Annotated in this window: 17 protein-coding genes and 1 tRNA gene; 4 read left to right on the top strand and 14 right to left on the bottom strand. The window is 73.7% G+C overall.

Annotated features, from left to right (window positions below; all coding sequences use genetic code 11):
• Positions 1 to 54: 54 nt before the first annotated feature.
• Both ABD665_RS18760 and ABD665_RS18755 read left to right on the top strand, forming a co-directional pair.
• Positions 55 to 1,194: a CE1758 family FMN-dependent luciferase-like monooxygenase gene (locus ABD665_RS18760; RefSeq protein ID WP_204911156.1), complete on the top strand. Its 1,140-nt coding sequence runs from the start codon at positions 55 to 57 to the stop codon at positions 1,192 to 1,194.
• Positions 1,191 to 1,808 (top strand): CE1759 family FMN reductase, encoded by a 618-nt coding sequence (locus ABD665_RS18755; protein ID WP_204911155.1) that lies wholly within the window; start codon positions 1,191 to 1,193, stop codon positions 1,806 to 1,808. The genes ABD665_RS18760 and ABD665_RS18755 overlap by 4 nt, the downstream gene beginning before the upstream one ends.
• Here ABD665_RS18755 and ABD665_RS18750 read toward each other — a convergent pair.
• Together ABD665_RS18750 and ABD665_RS18745 are read right to left on the bottom strand one after the other, a co-directional pair.
• Positions 1,771 to 2,235, bottom strand: coding sequence for a hypothetical protein (locus ABD665_RS18750; protein ID WP_344742725.1), 465 nt, complete (start codon positions 2,233 to 2,235; stop codon positions 1,771 to 1,773). The genes ABD665_RS18755 and ABD665_RS18750 overlap by 38 nt on opposite strands.
• Entirely contained in the window at positions 2,232 to 2,591 is a 360-nt protein-coding gene (locus tag ABD665_RS18745) for a hypothetical protein (RefSeq protein ID WP_204911154.1), read from the bottom strand. Before ABD665_RS18745 ends, ABD665_RS18750 begins: the two co-directional genes overlap by 4 nt.
• Before the next feature lie 152 nt (positions 2,592 to 2,743).
• On the opposite strand from ABD665_RS18745, the gene ABD665_RS18740 reads away from it, so the two are divergent.
• Entirely contained in the window at positions 2,744 to 3,421 is a 678-nt protein-coding gene (locus tag ABD665_RS18740) for an NUDIX domain-containing protein (RefSeq protein WP_204911153.1), read from the top strand.
• Positions 3,422 to 3,805: 384 nt separating this feature from the next.
• Here ABD665_RS18740 and ABD665_RS18735 read toward each other — a convergent pair whose 3' ends face one another.
• The 10 genes from ABD665_RS18735 to ABD665_RS18690 form a co-directional block, all read right to left on the bottom strand.
• Positions 3,806 to 5,176, bottom strand: a complete 1,371-nt coding sequence (locus ABD665_RS18735; protein ID WP_204911152.1) for a cystathionine beta-synthase — start codon at positions 5,174 to 5,176, stop codon at positions 3,806 to 3,808.
• Between the two features lie 59 nt (positions 5,177 to 5,235).
• Positions 5,236 to 6,462: an FAD-dependent oxidoreductase gene (locus tag ABD665_RS18730; protein WP_204911151.1), complete on the bottom strand. Its 1,227-nt coding sequence runs from the start codon at positions 6,460 to 6,462 to the stop codon at positions 5,236 to 5,238.
• Between the two features lie 229 nt (positions 6,463 to 6,691).
• Positions 6,692 to 7,516, bottom strand: coding sequence for a Bax inhibitor-1/YccA family membrane protein (locus ABD665_RS18725; protein ID WP_204911150.1), 825 nt, complete (start codon positions 7,514 to 7,516; stop codon positions 6,692 to 6,694).
• Between the two features lie 190 nt (positions 7,517 to 7,706).
• Positions 7,707 to 7,779, bottom strand: a tRNA-Leu gene (locus ABD665_RS18720).
• Positions 7,780 to 7,834: 55 nt separating this feature from the next.
• Positions 7,835 to 9,499, bottom strand: coding sequence for a metallophosphoesterase (locus ABD665_RS18715; RefSeq protein WP_204911149.1), 1,665 nt, complete (start codon positions 9,497 to 9,499; stop codon positions 7,835 to 7,837).
• Positions 9,500 to 9,576: 77 nt separating this feature from the next.
• Entirely contained in the window at positions 9,577 to 10,125 is a 549-nt protein-coding gene (gene def, locus ABD665_RS18710; RefSeq protein ID WP_204911148.1) for a peptide deformylase, read from the bottom strand.
• The gene (locus ABD665_RS18705; RefSeq protein WP_204911147.1) at positions 10,122 to 10,637 is read right to left on the bottom strand and encodes an ACT domain-containing protein; all 516 of its coding nucleotides are present in this window, start codon (positions 10,635 to 10,637) and stop codon (positions 10,122 to 10,124) included. Before ABD665_RS18705 ends, def begins: the two co-directional genes overlap by 4 nt.
• 425 nt (positions 10,638 to 11,062) lie before the next feature.
• Positions 11,063 to 12,016 carry a Ppx/GppA phosphatase family protein gene (locus ABD665_RS18700; RefSeq protein ID WP_204911146.1) on the bottom strand — a complete coding sequence of 318 codons (954 nt, stop codon included), beginning with the start codon at positions 12,014 to 12,016 and terminating at the stop codon, positions 11,063 to 11,065.
• The gene (locus ABD665_RS18695; protein ID WP_204913865.1) at positions 12,013 to 12,582 is read right to left on the bottom strand and encodes a DUF501 domain-containing protein; all 570 of its coding nucleotides are present in this window, start codon (positions 12,580 to 12,582) and stop codon (positions 12,013 to 12,015) included. The genes ABD665_RS18700 and ABD665_RS18695 overlap by 4 nt, the downstream gene beginning before the upstream one ends.
• A 40-nt stretch (positions 12,583 to 12,622) precedes the next feature.
• Positions 12,623 to 14,014, bottom strand: coding sequence for an MFS transporter (locus ABD665_RS18690; protein WP_204911145.1), 1,392 nt, complete (start codon positions 14,012 to 14,014; stop codon positions 12,623 to 12,625).
• A 99-nt stretch (positions 14,015 to 14,113) separates the two neighbouring features.
• Here ABD665_RS18690 and ABD665_RS18685 point away from each other — a divergent pair, with 99 nt between their 5' ends.
• Positions 14,114 to 15,076, top strand: coding sequence for a PfkB family carbohydrate kinase (locus tag ABD665_RS18685; RefSeq protein WP_204911144.1), 963 nt, complete (start codon positions 14,114 to 14,116; stop codon positions 15,074 to 15,076).
• Between the two features lie 440 nt (positions 15,077 to 15,516).
• Here the strand turns inward: ABD665_RS18685 and ABD665_RS18680 are convergent, their stop codons facing one another.
• Positions 15,517 to 16,230 (bottom strand): FtsB family cell division protein, encoded by a 714-nt coding sequence (locus ABD665_RS18680; RefSeq protein WP_204911143.1) that lies wholly within the window; start codon positions 16,228 to 16,230, stop codon positions 15,517 to 15,519.
• Positions 16,231 to 16,367: 137 nt separating this feature from the next.
• The gene (gene eno, locus ABD665_RS18675) at positions 16,368 to 17,648 is read right to left on the bottom strand and encodes a phosphopyruvate hydratase (RefSeq protein ID WP_204911142.1); all 1,281 of its coding nucleotides are present in this window, start codon (positions 17,646 to 17,648) and stop codon (positions 16,368 to 16,370) included.
• Between the last annotated feature and the right edge of the window lie 109 nt (positions 17,649 to 17,757).

Below are 17,757 nucleotides of genomic sequence, written 5' to 3'. Positions count from 1 at the left end.
GCACCCGCACGGTTTGGACGAACAAGAAGTTGAGCGTTCAACTAGGAGCGGGGCATGCAGTTCGGGATCTTCACCGTCGGCGACGTCACCACGGACCCCACGACGGGGCGTACGCCGTCCGAGGCCGAGCGGATCAAGGCGATGGTCACCATCGCGAAGAAGGCGGAGGAGGTCGGGCTCGACGTCTTCGCGACCGGCGAGCACCACAACCGGCCGTTCGTGCCGTCCTCGCCGACGACGATGCTCGGCTACGTCGCCGCGCAGACGTCCCGGCTGCTGCTGTCGACCTCCACGACGCTGATCACGACCAACGACCCGGTCAAGATCGCCGAGGACTACGCGATGCTGCAGCACCTGGCCGACGGCCGGGTCGACCTGATGATGGGCCGCGGCAACACCGGCCCGGTCTACCCCTGGTTCGGCAAGGACGTCCGGGACGGCATCGCGCTGGCCGTCGAGAACTACGCCCTCCTGCGCCGCCTCTGGACCGAGGACGTCGTCGACTGGTCCGGCCAGTTCCGTACGCCGCTGCAGGGCTTCACCTCGACCCCGCGCCCGCTCGACGGCGTGCCCCCGTTCGTGTGGCACGGCTCGATCCGGAGCCCCGAGATCGCCGAGCAGGCCGCCTACTACGGCGACGGCTTCTTCGCGAACCACATCTTCTGGCCGACCGACCACTTCCAGCGCCTGATCGGCTTCTACCGCGACCGCTACGAGCACCACGGCCACGGCACCCGGGACCAGGCGATCGTCGGTCTCGGCGGCCAGGCGTTCATCCGGGCGAACAGCCAGGACGCGGTCCGGGAGTTCCGGCCCTACTTCGACAACGCCCCGGTCTACGGCCACGGGCCCGCGCTCGAGACCTACATGCGGGAGACGCCGCTGAGCGTCGGCAGCCCGCAGCAGGTCATCGAGAAGACGCTGACCTTCCGTGAGCACTTCGGCGACTACCAGCGCCAGCTCTTCCTCGCCGACCACTCCGGCCTGCCGCTCAAGACGGTTCTGGAGCAGCTCGACATCCTGGGCGAGCAGGTCGTCCCGGTCCTGCGCCGCGAGCTGGACGCGCTGCGCCCGGCCCACGTCCCGGACGCGCCCACGCACGCCTCGCTCGTGCTCGCCGCGCAGCAGGCCGATGACCAGGACGCCGCGGCTGAGCTGGTGTCCGGGCTGACCTCGACGGGGCGTGCGGCATGACCCGCCGGATCGTGGTCCTGAGCGCGGGCCTCGGCTCGCCCTCCTCGAGCCGGCTGCTGGCGGACCGCCTCGCCGCCGCCGCCTCCCGTGCGCTGCGGGCCGAGAGCGAGCAGGTGGAGGTCGAGGTCGTGGAGCTGCGCGAGCACGCCGTCGACCTGGCGAACCAGCTCGTGACCGGCTTCCCGAGCAAGCGGCTCGGCGAGACGCTCGACCGGGTGGCCGCGGCCGACGCCGTCGTCGCCGTGTCGCCCGTCTTCAACGCCTCGTACAGCGGGCTGTTCAAGATGTTCGTCGACGCCCTGCCGATGGGTTCGCTCGACGGGGTGCCGGTCCTGCTCGGCGCCACCGGCGGCAGCGCCCGCCACTCGCTGGTGCTGGAGCACGCCCTGCGCCCGCTGTTCGCCTACCTGCGGGCGACGACCACGTCGACCGGCGTGTTCGCGGCGACCGAGGACTGGGCCTCGCCCGGGGAGCTCGACGCCCGGATCGAGCGGGCCGGCCAGGAGCTCGCGCGCCTCGTCCTGGGGTCGGGCCGCGCCCGTCCCGCGGCGGTGGACCCGTACGACGTGAGCGCGTTCAGCTTCGCGCGGTTCGACCAGCAGCTCTCGGCCTAGCGCCGGGTCGGGTGCGGCGCAGCCAGAGCAGGCCGAGGACCGGCAGCACGAGCGGCACGAACCCGTAGCCGCTCCCGTAGAGCGACCACACGGTCGCCCGCGGGAACGCGGCCGGGTCGAGCACGCTCAGCGTGCCGACCGTGAGGACGCCGACGAGCTCCACGCTCACGGCGACCAGGGCGACCCGGCGCGAGGTCGCGGTGCCGCGGGCCAGGGTCACCGTCGCGACGATGTAGACGATCCCGGCGACGAGCGACAGGACGTAGGCCAGCGGGGCCTCGGCGTACTGCGTGACGAGCTGCGTCACCCCGCGCGCGGTCGCGGCGAGCGCGAAGAGCCCGTAGACGGCGACGAGCGCCCGGCCCGGCCCGGAGCTCGTCCTCGGCGGAGCGCCGTCGGGATCACGAGGGGGAATCGGGGTGCTCACGCAGGCACCCACAGCACGACCAGCCGGAACGTCATCGCCGCCACGGCCGCCGCGGCGACGGCCAGGACCACGCCGGAGAAGCGGGTGCGCTCGGCGTTCGCCCAGAACCAGGCCACGGGGAGCAGCACAAGGATGCCGACCAGGTAGCCGATCGTGGTGGCGAGCTCGACCGGCCGGAACCCGCCGGCGAGCCTCACGAACGCGATCACGGACTGCACCAGCACGACGAGCTCGAGGCCCGCGGCGTAGAGGAGCTGCGCCTTGCCCGGCGGCTTGTCCAGCACGGCGGTCAGCAGACCCCAGCACATCGAGACCAGCGCGAGCGCGGCCACGGCGTAGCCCAGCGGTGCGATCACGCTGGGGCTCCTCCCGGTCCGGCTCGGTCCGCGCCTGATGTCGGCGCGGGCACCCAGGTTACGACGCGGCCAGGAGGGCGTCAGTGGTGCGCCACTAGATTGGGCGCGTGGACCCCGAAGATCATCTCGCCGTGGCTCGGGCCGGCGCGTAGATGAGGGTGATCGGGGTCGCGGCCAAGGGCCGCGAAGTGTTCGACAAGCCGCTCGAGCACGGCACGGACCCGCGCGTGCTCGCGTACGAGGCGGGCTGGGTCGTGCTCCGCCCCGTCGAGGCCGACCTGGGCGAGGACGGCGACCTGCGCCTCGTCCTGCGGGTCCGGCACCGGCGCAAGGGCGACGGGCACCCCCGGACCCGCCGACCGGGCCGCGACCGCGGTCTGAAGACGGGCGGGGAAGCACCCGTCGTGCGGCAGCGCTTCGCCGCGTACGCGGTCGTCGAGTCCGAGCGGGGCGTGCTGGCCACGGAGTACTCCGACCTCACCGCCGTCTCGGGCCGCTGGGGCATGCCGGGCGGCGGGATCGACGAGGGCGAGGAGCCGGTGGCCGCCGTGGTCCGCGAGGTCCACGAGGAGACCGGCCAGGCCGTCGAGGTCGGGCCCCTGGTGCTCGTCCAGAGCTCGCACTGGGTCGGCCGGAGCCCCCACGGCGGCGTGGAGGACTTCCACGCCGTGCGCCTCGTCTACCGCGCGACCTGCGCCGCACCCACCGACCCCGTCGTCCACGACCAGGGCGGCACCACCGCCGCCGCCCGCTGGGTGGCGCGCGACAGCTGGCAGGACCTCACCTGGACCGCCAACTGGCGCCAGGCCCTCCGCCGCCTGCTGAGGTAACGGCTACGGCCTACGCCCCCTGAGCTCGTCGAAGGTGCCTGTTTACGCCCCCTGAGCTTGTCGAAGGGCCCCGCAGGGGTTGGCTCCTCAATCAGCTGGTGAACCGACCTCTTCGAGGCCCTTCGACAGGCTCAGGGGGCGTACAGGTCGAGCTTCCCGCTCACGCCCCCTGAGCTCGTCGAAGGGCCCCGCAGGGGTTGGCTCCTCCGTCTGATCACGGAAGCCAACCTCTTCGAGGCCCTTCGACAGGCTCAGGGGGCGTGTAGGTCAAGCTCCCGCCCACGCCCCCTGAGCTTGTCGAAGGGCCCCGCAGGGGTTGGCTCCTCCGTCAGCTGGTGAGCCGACCTCTTCGAGGCCCTTCGACAGGCTCGAGGCGTGCGCGCGTCAGCCGATGTCGCTGAGGAGGTCCTGCCTCGTCAGAACGCCGGCGGGGCGCCCGTCCTGGAGGACGAGGAGTGCGTCGCCGTCGACGAGGAGCTCGACGGCACGGGTGACGGGCTCGGTGGCGCCGAGGGTGGGGAGCGGGGGTTCCATGGCGCGCTCGACCGGGTCGGCCGGGCGGACGTGCTGGCCGAACAGGGCGCCGAGCAGACCGCGCTCGCTGACGGAACCGACGACCTCCGCGGCCATCACCGGCGGCTCGGCCCGGACGACCGGCATCTGCGAGACGCCGTACTCGCGCAGGATCTCCACGGCCTGGGCGACGGTCTCGCCCGGGTGGGTGTGGACCAGGTCGGGCAGGCCGCCGGCCTTCTCGCGCAGCACGTCGCCGACCACCCGCACCGGGCCCTCGGGCCGCGGCGCGAAGCCGTAGCGCGCGAGCCAGCGGTCGTCGAAGATCTTGCCCAGGTAGCCGCGGCCGCCGTCGGGCAGCAGCACGACGATGACGGCGTCCGGGTCGTCGAGCTCGGCCGCCAGCCGCGTCGCCGCGACCGCGGCCATGCCGCACGAACCGCCGACGAGCAGCGCCTCCGTGCGCGCCAGGCGCCGCGTCATGGCGAAGGAGTCGCCGTCGGACACCTCGATCACCCGGTCGGCGATCGTGGGGTCGTACGTGGCGGGCCAGAAGTCCTCCCCCACGCCCTCGACGAGGTAGGGCCGGCCGTCGCCGCCGGAGTAGACGGAACCCGTCGGGTCGGCCCCGACGACCTGAACCCGGCCGCCGGACACCTCCTTGAGGTAGCGCCCGACGCCGCTGATCGTGCCGCCGGTCCCCATGCCCGCGACGAAGTGCGTGATCCGCCCCTCGGTCTGCGCCCAGATCTCGGGCCCGGTGGTCTCGTAGTGGCTCAGCGGGTTCTGCGGGTTGCTGTACTGGTCCGGCTTCCAGGCGCCCGGGATCTCGCGGGCGAGCCGGGCGGAGACCGAGTAGTAGGACGTCGGGTCGTCCGGGTCGACGGCCGTCGGGCAGACGACGACCTCGGCGCCGTACGCGGCCAGCACGTTGCGCTTCTCCTCGCCGACCTTGTCGGGGCAGACGAAGACGCAGTGGTAGCCCTTGGCCTGGGCGACGATGGCGAGCCCGACGCCGGTGTTGCCGCTGGTCGGCTCGACGATCGTGCCGCCGGGCTTCAGGAGGCCGTCGCGCTCCGCCGCCTCGACCATCCGCACGGCGATCCGGTCCTTCACGGAACCGCCGGGGTTCAGGTACTCGACCTTGGCCAGCACGAGGCCCTTGGCCCCGTCGGTGACCTTGGACAGCTGGACCAGCGGGGTGTTGCCGACGAGGTCCATGACGTTGGTGACGTACTGCACCCCCCGACTCTACGGAGGCGGCGGCAGCGCCGGGCGCACCAACGCGAGCGCAGGGCTCCTCAGCGGGCGGCGAGGACGGCGTCCGCGGCCCGGCGGCCGGACACCAGGGCGCCCTGGATCGACGCCGTGTCGCGGTGGTCGCCGGCGACGAACAGGCCGTCGCCGAACGCCACGTCGTCCCGCACGTCGAGCGGCGGCGGCTGCGCCGGGAGGGCGGCGGCCACGACGTGGGTCGTGACTAGCTCCCAGCCGGAGGTGTCGGCGCCGTAGACCAGCCCGGCCTGGGCGCGGGCCGCGCGTTCCGTGGCGACGGAACCGTCGGCACCGAGCACCGTCACCTGGACCAGCGCGCGACCGGCCGGGGCGTACGTGGGCGCGGCGTTGGTCATGACGGCCGTGTTGACGAGCGGTCCGCGGTGGTCGGCGTCGAGGTGCAGCAGGTTCCGCGTGCTCGGGGGCTCGTCCGCGGCGTACCAGAAGGTCGTGAGGGCCTTCATCCGCGGGACGTCGAGGCCGGTCAGGGTGCCGGCGGTCGTGGGGTCGGTGGCGACGACGACGGCGCTCCCGGCCAGCTCGCCGTCGTCGGTCCGGACGCCCGTGCCCGTCACCCCGTGCACACGGACGCCGAGCCGGACCGTGCCCGCCGGGAGCGAGGCGGCGACCAGCTCGGGCAGCCGGCCCATCCCGACCGACGGCACCGCCGGCGAGCCGAGCACGAAGGAGCGGACCAGCAGGCGGGCCAGCCGTGCGGAGCTCGAGCCGTCGGACTCCGCGAGCACGCCGGTCAGGAACGGGTCGAGGACGCCCGCACGCAGGCGTCCGGTGACCCCGAAGGCGTCGAGCTCCTCGGCGCGGGTCCGGTCGGACGTCTCGACCTGGCGGCGGACGGGCAGCAGGGTCGAGGCGGCCCAGGCCGCGAACCGGACCTTCTCCGCGAACGTCCCCAGCGGCGCACGGAGCGAGGCCAGCATCAGGGAGGGTTCGCGACGAGGGTCGGCGAGGACCGAGCGGCTCCGCCCGTGGGCAACGACGACCCCGGCCTGGAAGGGGTGCAGGTCGAGCGCGTCCACGTCGACCACGTGCGGCAGGACCGGGTAGGCGGGGTTCAGGAGCTGGAAGCCGCGGTCGCAGCGGTAGCCGTCGACCACGTCGGTCCGGACCCGCCCGCCGACGCCGTCCGACGCCTCGAGCACGATTACCTCGACCCCGGCCCGGCTCAGGCGCTGCGCGCACCCGAGCCCCGCCAGCCCCGCGCCGACGACGATGACCGGGGCGTCGCTGCTCATGCCCCCATCCTGCCCAGGTCCTGGTAGCCCCCGGGCCTCACCCGGCAACCGGCACACCCTGCACGCATCGGCACACCCTGCAGGGTGTGCCGACGGCGGAACGGTGTGCCGACGTCAGGAGGGTGTGCCGCGTCGAGCGCCACCCCCTGGAGGCAGCGAGACGCGGCAACGACAGCGGGCCGCGCCTCCCGGAGGAGACGCGGCCCGCGTACGTTCGTGCGACCGAGGGTCAGCGGCGGATGTACGAGATCAGCCGGAGGAGCTCGATGTAGAGCCAGACCATCGTGACGGTCAGGCCGAAGGCCGCCCGCCAGGACTCGTTGGCCGGGGCGCCCATCTCGATGCCGCGCTCGACGTAGTCGAAGTCGAGCACCAGGTTGAGCACGGCGAGGACGATCGCGATCGCGGAGATCAGGATCGAGAAGCCGCTCACCGGGCCGGTGATCCCGCTGCGGAGACCCCCGCCGCCGGTCGCCAGCGCGAAGATGAAGTTGACCAGCATCAGGCCGGCGAAGGCGATGGTCGAGATGAGGACGATCTTGGTGAACTTCGCCGTCACGCGGATGTTGAAGAACTTGTACGCCGCCAGCGTGACGCCGGCCGCGACGAACGTCGCGACGACGGCCTGGGCCACGATCCCGGTGTAGTAGGACTCGAAGACCTTGCTGATCATGCCGATGAACACGCCCTCGATGGCCGCGTACAGCACGACCAGGGTGGGCGAGACGACCCGGCGGAACGAGACCAGCAGCACGACGCCGAAGCCGACGAGGGCCGACAGGATCATCGCCGGGAAGTAGAGGCTGTCCGGGACGAAGTTCCAGGCGAGAGCCGCGGTGACGACCAGGACCGCGATGGTGACGGCGGTCTTGGTGATGACGTCGTCCAGGGTCATCCGGCCCTGGACCGTCTGGGGAGCGTTCGAGTAGGGGTCCTGCGGTCCACCGAAGCCGCCGCCCGAGTAGGGCTGCTGACCGTACTGCTGCCCGTACTGAGGTGCTGCGGGGGTGAACGCGTCCTTCTTGGAGAGGATCGGGTTCGAGCTGCGCAACATGGGTGTGGGGTCCTCCTGGGTGAGGCGCTCTGGAGCTCTCCGGGGAGGTGAGCCCGCGCGCCGTGCTTCCAGTGTAGACAACGACCGGTGCCCGGTCACGTGTTCCCGCGGCGCTGCGGCCCTGGGAAACCCCTGGTCAGACGCATGTTCGGGCTATGTTCACGGGCTCCGCGCCGGGCCCGGTCGGCCGTACCCCCGGCGGGATTCGAACCCGCGCTGGAGCGGGTTTAAGCCGCCTGCCTCTGCCGCTGGGCTACGGGGGCCACGTGGCCGGGACCTGCGGCGAGCCTAGGGCATCCGGGTGGCGCCGCCGACGGCTCAGCGCACGCTCTCCTGCGGCGTCGGAGTGGGCGACGCGCTCGGGCCCGCGAGCCGCTGGCGGGTCGCCTCGGGCAGGGCCGAGAGGTCGCCGGTCTCGGTGCGCGGGTCGACGACGACGGTTCCGCTCGGCTCGAGGTGGACCGGCTGGACGCCCGTCACCAGGCCGGTGGCGTCGTCGCGGAAGTAGAAGTAGGAGTCGGCGCTGACCAGCGGCGGGCTGAACGGCGTGCTGAAGGACGCGAGCGTCGGCTGCTTCACCCCGCCCGCGGTCCCCTGCTGCATCCCGACGGTCCACGAGCCGTCGGCGTGGGTCACGACGGTGGGCCCGACCTGGGCGTGCATGTGGCCCCAGAGGACCAGCGCGGCCGGCGGGTCGGGGGCGGCCAGCACCGCGGCGGCCGCGGTCGGCTGGTGCACGAGGATCGCGTCGACCGGACGCGTTCGGGCCGTCTGCACCATCCGCTGCCCGAGCTGGGCCTCGTCCTCGGGCCGGTCGAGCGTGCGCTCGACGCTGAAGGGCACCTGCCGCTCCGGGTCGTCGTCGCCGAGGACGTCCCAGTCGCCGACGCCCACGGTCGCGCCGTCGAGGACGGTCGCGCCCGCCGCCCGCAGCTGCGCCTCGGTGACGTCGGAGTCGTGGTTGCCCGTCGCCACGGCGAACGGCCGCCCGCCGGGGATGCCGGCCTCGCGCCGGATGCAGCCGCGCTCGGCGGCGGTCCCGTTGACCGTGTCGTCGCCGGAGTCGAGGACGAGCGACGGGTTGGTGACCGCCACCAGCCGGGTCATCAGCTCGGTCGTCGCCTGGTTGCAGTGCAGGTCGCTGAAGCCGTAGACCATCGACTCCCCCGGTCGCGGCCGCGGGAGCACCGCGAGCTGGGACGACAGGCTCCGGGTGGCCGCCGCCTCCCAGGTCCGCACCGCGTCCTGCTGGCGGGCGCTGAGCAGCCGGATGCCTGAGATCCCGCGGCCGAGCAGGTCGGCGAGCAGCGGGCTGTCCACGCTGAGGGTGGCGGTCCGGTCGGGCAGCTGGAGGCGTACGGGGATGCGCGGCCCGTCCGGCCGCGAGGGCACCAGCACGCCGCCCACGAGCACGGCCGTGACCGTGACGTAGACCGCGAGCGTGCGCCGACGGGTGACCTTGCGGACCACCCACGGCGCGAGCAGCCGGGAGCGCAGGCTCCACACCGCGAACCCGACGAGGAGCACCGTCTCGGCCCCGGCGGTCTTGATCAGCGCGTCGCGCTCGAGACGTTCGACGACGCCGCGGACCGCCTCCTCGGGGTCGGTGTAGAGGGCGGTGTAGACCTCGAGCGTCTGCTCCGAGAACAGCGACCCGAGCGTCGAGCCGGTCTCCCCCACCCCGCCGACGGTGACCTGGACCCCGACCGGCGCGTACGGGCTGGCCACGTACGCCCGCCCGAGCGGCCCGAGGTCGATCTCGATCTCGCCGCTGTAGTCGGCGACAAGCCGGACCCGGTTGGGCCCGAGGTAGTCGTCGACGGCGGCCTGGCCGACGCCCCACGCCGCGGCCAGCGGCAGGGCGAGGACGGCGGTCACGAGGGTGACGCCGAGGGCGCGGAGGACGCTCAGCAGCAGGGTGCGACGCGACCGCACCCGCGCGGCGTTCCGCGCGAGCACGCTGCCGAGCCGCCGCGTACGCACGCCTCAAGTGTGGTCGAGGGCCCGGAGGCGCACCGCTGGTTCCGAGACGGGGTCCGTCGCAGCCGGCTGCCGGCGGTTCAGGGGGCGGGTGCGTCCAGGTAGACCTGGCGGGCGTGCAGGGCGTGCGCGCCGGCGACGCGGTCGAGGAACAGCAGCCCCGCGCAGTGGTCGATCTCGTGCTGCAGCGCCCGGGCCTCGAAGGCGTCGGTGACGACCTCGGTCTCCTCGCCCGTGCCGGGCAGGTGGCCGCGCACCGTCACCCGGGTGGCCCGCTTCACGTCGCCGGTGAGGTCGGGGACGGACATGCAGCCCTCGCGGGCCCGTTCGTTGCGGCTGGACTCGACGACGCGGGCGTTGACCAGCACGACGAGGCCGTGGCCGGCACGGGTCTTGGGGTGGCCGGTGACGTCGACGCAGAAGGCCTGGGCGGAGACGCCGACCTGCGGAGCGGCGAGCCCGACGCAGCCCGGCGAGACCCGCATCGTGGCCACGAGGTCCGCGCAGAGCTGGACGACCTCGGGGTCGGTGGGGTCGACCTCCGGACCGGCGGTGGCGAGCACGTGGGCGGGGGCACGCACGACCTCCCGCACCCGGCCCGGCGGCAGGGTGGACAGATCGAAGCTCACAGCTCGTCGTTCTCCACGGGGCGCAGGGTGACCTCGACGCCGAGGTCGCCCGCGACGGCGTCCAGACGGGCCCTCAGCGCGTCCGCGTCGGCGCCGGCGGGCAGCGCAACCTCGGCGAGGAGGACGTACAGGTCGCCCGAGAGCCGGGTCGTGAGGTCGGTGACGTTCGCGCCGGCCTCGGCGACCACGCCCACGAGGCGCGCGACGATGCCCAGGCGGTCCGCGCCGTAGACCGTCACCAGGTGCGTCGCCGTCGCGGCCGGCACCTCGGGGTCGGGCACGACCTCGCGCACGGCCACGTCCAGGCCGGCCAGCGCCAGCGGGGCCAGCGCGTCGCGCACGGTCTCGGCCGGCGCGTCACCCGCGCAGACGAGGGTCATGGCGAAGTGCCCACGCAGGAGGGTCATCGACGAGTCCTCGAGGTTCATCCCGCAGCCCGCCAGCGCCTCCGCCGCGGCCGCGATGATGCCGGGGCGGTCGTGTCCCACCACCGTGATCGCCAGGGAGGTCATGGGCGCCAGTCTGGCAGGTGGTGCGGGCTTGTCGGGTCACGTCTGGTGCCGGGCGGTCCTCGTACGGCGGCGCCTCACAACCATCCGCACGGGCGCCGTCACCCCGGGCGACCGGCTCACGGCTGCTCGCGCCCGTGCTCCCGCCAGACCCATCCACGCTCGGCGCCGCCGTACGAGGACCGCCCTTGACCGTTGCGTCCGCGCGTCCGTACGCCCCCTGAGCTTGTCGAAGGGCCTCGCAGAGGTCGGCGTCTCCTGGGTACGACCACCCTGGCGTCGTCGCGGCCGCGGCGGATGCGCTGGCGAGCTGCGGGTGGACCAGGCTCGTCGCCTGACCGAGGGGTTACGCGGCTCCGCCGCGCACGCCCCCTGAGCTTGTCGAAGGGCCTCGAAGAGGTCGGCTCCCCCGCGGCCGACACGAGGGGTTACGCGGCTCCGCTGTCGTTCAGGAGCTGGAGGGCGATGCCGTCGAGGATGTCGGACTCGCTCACGACCAGGTCGGTGACGCGGAGGCGAGCGGCGACGCGGGTGGCGATGAGGGCGCCGGCGGTGACGACGTCGGCGCGGCCGGGGTGCATCGAGGGCAGGGCCTTGATCTGGTCGACGTTCATCCGGCTCAGCAGGAACGCCAGCTCGTCGAGCTTGACGACCGGGATGGTCGAGCCGTGCACGCGCTCGCGGTCGTACGCCTCGAGCTGGAGGTGGACGCCGGCGAGGGTCGTCGCCGTGCCGGCCACGCCGACCCAGGTGCCGACGGAGGCGAAGTCGACGCCGGAAGTGTCGAGCAGGCCGTCGACGTGCTCGCGGGCGGCGTCGAGGGCCGCGGCGGTGGGCGGGCCGGCGCCGAGGAAGCGTTCGGTCAGGCGGACCGAACCGATGTCGAGCGAGATGGCCGAGGTGACGGCTCCGGAGGCGTCGCCGACGATCAGCTCGGTCGAGCCGCCACCGATGTCCATGACGAGCACGGGCTCGGCGGCCGGGCGGATCCGGCTGAGGGCGCCCGCGAACGACAGCCGGGCCTCCTCGTCGCCGCTGATGACGTCGGGGCGCACGCCGACCAGCTCCTCGATGCCGCTGAAGAACTCGTCGCGGTTGCGGGCGTCGCGGGAGGCGGAGGTGGCGACGAAGCGGGTGCGCTCGGGCTGGACGCCGGCCGCACGGACCAGCTCCGCGAACCGTCGCGTCACCGCGAACGTCCGCTCCAGCGCCTCCGGGGCGAACTCGCCCGTCGCGTCGACGCCCTGGCCGAGCCGGACGATCTCCGTACGGCGGTCGAGGTCGGTGAGGGCGGTGCCGTCGGGCCCGTCCGTCCCGGGGCCGGCGAGCAGCAGGCGCAGGGAGTTCGTGCCGCAGTCGAACGCGGCCACCGTGTCGCTCATCGATCCTCTTCCGCTCTGTCCTCGTCCGTGCCTGCTCTGTCCTCGTCGGCGGCGGGGGACCCGTCCACGAGGTCGGGCAGGCAGGGCCGTGCCCACCAGGCGCCGACGCGGGCCAGCGTCTCATCCCCCAGCGGGTTGACCCCGGGGCCGGCCGCGAGGGCGTGCGCGGCGAGCGCGTGCAGGCACTTGACCCGGTCGGGCATCCCGCCCGCGCTGACCCCGGCGATCTCGGGGACGTCTCCGTCCCCGCTCCGCTCCCCGATGGCCCGGCGGCCGTCGAGGTAGGCCTCGTGCGCCGACGCGTACGCCGCCGCGAGCGCCGGTTCCTCGTGCAGGCGGGTCGTCATCTCGGCCATCACGCCGTTGGACTCGAGCGTCGAGCAGCCGGAGGAGGCGCGGGGGCAGGTCAGGTAGAAGGTCGTCGGGAACGGCGAGCCGCCCGGCAGGCGCGGGCGGGTGGCGACCACGTCGGGCCGCCCGCAGGGGCAGCGGTGCGCGACCTCGACGGCACCTCGCGGCGGACGGTGCAGCTGGGCCTCGACGGTGGCGGTGTCCTCGGCGGACAGCCCGGGAGGGGCCAGGTCCGCCGGGTCCGGCGGCGCCACGTCAGGACCGCCGCAGCGTGCCCGGGAGGGCGAGCGTACGGATGGCGGGCGAGACCCAGGTGATGATCACGGCCACCATGATGAGGCCCCCGCCGAAGAGGAAGGTGCTGGACGCCCCGAGACCCTGGGCCGCGACGCCGGTGAGCGAGAAGCTCACGGGGTCCCCGAGGTAGCCGGACAGCGACACCGCGGCCATCACCCGGCCGAGCTGGCGGACGGGCGTCATGGCGATCAGGGAGGCGTTCACGAGGGTGCCGAACAGCCCGGTGCCGACGCCGGCGAACGCGCCGCACGCCCCGGCCAGCGCCATCTCCGCCATCGGGCTGCGCCCGAGCATCTGGACGAGCCCGAGCGCCAGCAGCCCGACGCTCATCAGCGTCAGCCCGACCGCGGCCACCACCCCGGCCCGGACGGTGGGGCGCCGCCAGGCGAGCACGGCGGCGGTCGCGACCGCGCCCACGCCGAAGCCGCCGAGCACCCAGCCGATGCCGCCCGGCCCCCAGCCCTGCTCGGAGGCCAGCAGCGGAACGCCGGCTGTCATCGGCCCGGCGAAGCCGAAGTCGAGGATGGCGAGGACGACCACGACGACGAGCAGGCGCCGGTCGGAGTAGATGACTCGCAGCCCGTCGCGGATCTCGCCGAACACGCTCGGAGCGGGACCCTGCTCGACCGACGAACCCAGCGGCGACTCGCCCGGTGGGCGCGTCATCCGGGTCAGCGACAGCGCCACGACCGAGGCGGCGAACAGGAAGGCTGCGACCGCGAACGCGGCCGCCGTGCCGTACGCGACGAGCAGCCCGCTGGCCAGCGGCGCGCCGACCATGGGTGCCCCGCGGTAGACGATCGTGCGGAGCGCCTGCAGCCGGGTCTGGCCCTCCGGGTCCGTCACGAACGCGGGCGCCGCCCCAACCGCCGGCAGGAAGAAGCCGTCGACGAAGCCGAAGACCGCCGCCAGGACCCCGATGAGGACGGTGCCCGTCAGGCCGACGCCGAGCAGCACGGCGGCCCCGACCATGACGAGCGTCCGCAGCACGTCGGACACGATGATCACGCGCTTGGGGCCCGCCCGGTCCACGAGGACGCCCCCGGCGAGCAGCACCACGGCGCGCGGCACGGAGCCCAGCACGAGCACGAGCCCGACGCGGGCCGGCGACATCATCGAGACGGCGGCCCAGGTGAGCGCGACGTAGAAGATCTGGTCGCCGACGAGCGAGTGGGCGTAGCCGAACAGCCACAGACCGCTGTCCCGGGGCCGCGGGCGGGCGCGTCGCGGTTCGGTCGCGCGACGCGAGTCACGTCGGGGCGTGGTCGAGCCGGGGACGCTCAGCGCTGCTCCGTTCCCCCCACGAGCGGGTCGTGAGGTCGTGACGTGCACCGAGGGTCTGGCGACCACCGCCGGCCCAGCTACCGGTCGCCGCCTGTCACGGCTGCGACCTGAGAGAAACATATGACCTGTGGGGACGGTACATGGACTGATCGCTACAGTCGCCCCATGGTCGTGACGGCAGCAGGGGCGGGTCGGGGCACGACGGGACCGGGGACGGTCGTGGTGGTCGGCAGCATCAGCGTCGACCTGACGGTCACCGCCTCCCCGCTCCCGCGACCGGGAGAGACCGTCGTCGGCGATCGGTTCACCACGGTCCTCGGCGGCAAGGGCGCCAACCAGGCGGTGGCGGCGGCCCGGGCCGGCGCCGCGACGACGATGGTCGGGGCGGTCGGGCGCGACCCCTTCGCCGGCCTCGCGCTGGACGCGCTGCGCCACGACGGCGTCGACGTCTCCTGGGTCTCGGAGGTCGAGGGCGCGACCGGCGTGGCGCACATCCGGGTGGACTCCCGCACCGGCGAGAACGACATCGTCTTCGTCCCCGAGGCGAACGGCGCCCTCGCGCCGGCGCGCGTCGAGGAGGCGCTGAGGGCCGCGGCCCCGACCTCCCCGGTCGTGCTGCTCCAGCTCGAGACACCCCTCGAGGTCGTGCTCGCCACCGCCCGGACGTGCGCCGACCTCGGGCTGCGGCTCGCGCTCGACCCCGCGCCCGCCTCCGCGCTGCCCGAGGAGGTCTGGGCCGGCGTCTGGCTCGCGTGCCCCAACGAGACCGAGGCCGAGGTCATCACCGGCACCCGGGTGAGCGACGTGCGTTCCGCGGAACGCGCGGCGCGCTGGTTCCTCGACCGCGGCGTGCACCAGGTGGTGCTCACCCGCGGCGGCCGCGGCACGGTCGTCGTCGGCCCGTCGGGAACCACCGACATCCCCGCCTTCGGCGTCACCCCGATCGACACCACCGCCGCCGGCGACGCGTTCGCGGGGGCCCTCGGCGCGGCCGTCGCCGCCGGCCTGGCCTGGCCCGTCGCCCTGCGCCGCGCCGCCGCCGCGGGAGCGCTCGCCACCACGAAGCACGGCGCCAGCCCGAGCATCCCCACAGCCGCCGAGGTCGACAGCTACCTCAAGGGCCGCTAGGGCCCACGCCCCCCGAGCCTGTCGAAGGGCCTCGAAGAGGTCGGTGTCCACGTACGAAGGACGAGCCAACCCGTCCCGGGCCCTTCGACAGGCTCAGGGGGCGTAGCTGCGGGCCCACGTCGACGCCCCCTGAGCTTGTCGAAGGGCCTCGAAGACGTCGGCGTTCGCGTACGAAGGACGAGCCGACCCGTTCCGGGCCCTTCGACAGGCTCAGGGGGCGTAGCTGCGGGCCCTCGTCGACGCCCCCTGAGCTTGTCGAAGGGCCTCGAAGACGTCGGTGTTCGCGTACGAAGAACGAGCCAACCCGTCCCGGGCCCTTCGACAGGCTCAGGGGGCGTAGCTGCGGGCCCACGTCGACGCTCCCTGAGCTCGCTCGTAGGGCCACACGACAACGCTCCCTGAGCTTGTCGAAGGCCTCGAAGAGGTCGGCGTCGTCGGACCTAGCGGGGCTTGGTCTCCGGGGTGACCGGGGCCCGGTTGGCCGGGTTGGCCTTCACGGGCGCGGGCTTGTCGGCGGCCTTGACGGAACCCCACATGCGGTCCCACCACATGCTCTGCGGCTGCTCGGGGCCGACCGTGGTCGAGGAGTCGAGCGTGAGCCCACCCCCGAGCGGCTTCCCGTCGGCGCCGACGACGGTGTAGCCGGTCTCGCCGGGCACCAGCCAGCCGAGGCGCTCGCGAGCCTGGGCGGCGACGTACGCCGGGTCGTTCCAGCGCGCGATCTGACCCTGGAGGTCGGTGATCGAGGCCTGGCTCTCGGCGATCTCGGCCTTGGTGGAGGCGATCTCGTGGGCCTGGGAGAAGTAGATCCGCAGCGAGGTGGCGTACGAGATCGTCAGCACGAGCACGACGACCACGAGCGCCAGCGCGCGGGCGGTGAGGTTGGCGCGGACCGCACGGTGCAGCACGCCACCGGACCGTCGGGTGCTCGCGGCCGCGGTGCTGCCGCCCCGCGCCGCGCTCGAGCCCGTGCGCCGACGCGTGGCGGCCGGCTTCGTCCCGACCGGCTTCGTCCCGGTGGGCTTGGCCGCGGGGGGCTTCGCCCCGCTCGTCCGTGCCGTCGGCGCCTTGACCCGGGGAGCGGGACCGGACCCGGCCGACCCCGCCCCGGGCTGCGGGGCGGGGGCGTCCGGGCGCTTCGGCTCGAAGGCCACCGTCGGCTCGTTCGCGCCGTCGTCGGCACCACCGCGATCCCGGGCCTGGGGCCGGGCGCGCGGCTTGCCGCGACCCGGCCCGGCGCCGGGCCGGGTGGTCGGACGACGTCCCGACGGCACCTGCGGAGCTCCCGTCCCTACTTGGCGGTGAAGCGCGGGAAGGCGGACGCCCCGGCGTACCGGGCGGCGTCGTCGAGGTCCTCCTCGATGCGCAGCAGCTGGTTGTACTTGGCGACGCGGTCCGTACGGGCCGGGGCGCCGGACTTGATCTGGCCGCAGTTCGTGGCGACGGCGAGGTCGGCGATCGTCGTGTCCTCGGTCTCGCCGGAACGGTGGCTCATCATGCAGGCGAAGCCGGCGCGGTGGGCGAGGTCGACGGCGTCGAGGGTCTCGGTCAGCGAACCGATCTGGTTGACCTTGACCAGCAGCGCGTTGGCGGCGCGCTCGGTGATGCCGCGACGCAGGCGGGTGACGTTGGTGACGAAGAGGTCGTCGCCGACCACCTGCACCTTGTCGCCCAGCTGGCTCACGAGCCCGCTCCAGCCGGCCCAGTCGTCCTCGGCCAGCGGGTCCTCGAGGGAGACGATCGGGAAGTCGTTCACCCACTGGGCGTAGATGGCGATCATCTCGTCCGCCGACTTGGTCCCGCCCTCCCAGTGGTAGGACCCGTCCTTGAAGAACTCGCTGCTCGCCGCGTCCAGGGCCAGCGCGATGTCGGTGCCGAGCTTCAGCCCGGTCGCCTCGACGGCCGTGGAGATCAGCTCGAGCGCCGCGACGTTGGCCGGCAGGTTGGGGGCGAAGCCGCCCTCGTCGCCGAGCCCCGTCGACAGGCCCTGCTTGTTCAGCACGGACTTGAGCGAGTGGTAGACCGAGGCGCCCATCTCGAGCGCCTCCTTGAACGTGGCCGCACCGATCGGCGCGATCATGAACTCCTGGATGTCCACGTCGGAGTCGGCGTGCGAGCCGCCGTTGACGATGTTCATCATCGGGACCGGCAGGACGTGGGCGTTGGGGCCGCCGATGTAGCGGTAGAGCGGGAGGTCGGCCGAGTTGGCCGCGGCGTGTGCGACGGCGAGCGAGACGCCCAGGATCGCGTTGGCGCCGAGCTTGGACTTGTTGTCCGTGCCGTCGAGGTCGAGCATCGCCTGGTCGATCAGGCGCTGCTCGCTCGCCTCGAAGCCGATGAGCTCGGGGCCGAGCTGGTCGACGACGCCGAGGACGGCCTTCGTGACGCCCTTGCCGCCGTAGCGCGAGCCGCCGTCCCGCAGCTCGACCGCCTCGAACGCGCCGGTGGAGGCGCCCGACGGCACTGCCGCACGACCCTCGGAGGCGTCGTCCAGGATGACCTCGACCTCGACCGTGGGGTTGCCACGGGAGTCGAGGATCTCGCGTGCTCCGATGAACTCGATACTCGCCACGAGCACCGCCTTTCGCTGCTGCCCGCGCGTCAGCGTCGGGTTCGACCGGGTGTCGGGCCCACCCTAACGGCGCGACGGCGCACGGCCGCCGCGCCGCCTCGGCGGTTCG

The sequence above is a fragment of the Microlunatus spumicola genome (assembly GCF_039536445.1).
Taxonomy (GTDB): Bacteria; Actinomycetota; Actinomycetes; order Propionibacteriales; family Propionibacteriaceae; genus Microlunatus; species Microlunatus spumicola.
Note: the sequence above shows the minus strand (reverse complement) of the source record. Positions and strands in the feature narration are given on the sequence as shown.

Excerpts from the sequence above, each read along its gene's own strand:
- ABD665_RS18760 (WP_204911156.1), top strand. The coding sequence starts at position 55 with ATGCAGTTCGGGATCTTCACCGTCGGCGACGTCACCACGGACCCCACG.
- ABD665_RS18685 (WP_204911144.1), top strand. The coding sequence starts at position 14,114 with ATGGTCGTGACGGCAGCAGGGGCGGGTCGGGGCACGACGGGACCGGGG.
- ABD665_RS18705 (WP_204911147.1), bottom strand. The coding sequence starts at position 10,637 with ATGACCTCCCTGGCGATCACGGTGGTGGGACACGACCGCCCCGGCATC.
- ABD665_RS18755 (WP_204911155.1), top strand. The coding sequence starts at position 1,191 with ATGACCCGCCGGATCGTGGTCCTGAGCGCGGGCCTCGGCTCGCCCTCC.
- ABD665_RS18700 (WP_204911146.1), bottom strand. The coding sequence starts at position 12,016 with ATGAGCGACACGGTGGCCGCGTTCGACTGCGGCACGAACTCCCTGCGC.
- ABD665_RS18740 (WP_204911153.1), top strand. The coding sequence starts at position 2,744 with ATGAGGGTGATCGGGGTCGCGGCCAAGGGCCGCGAAGTGTTCGACAAG.
- ABD665_RS18725 (WP_204911150.1), bottom strand. The coding sequence starts at position 7,516 with ATGTTGCGCAGCTCGAACCCGATCCTCTCCAAGAAGGACGCGTTCACC.
- ABD665_RS18730 (WP_204911151.1), bottom strand. The coding sequence starts at position 6,462 with ATGAGCAGCGACGCCCCGGTCATCGTCGTCGGCGCGGGGCTGGCGGGG.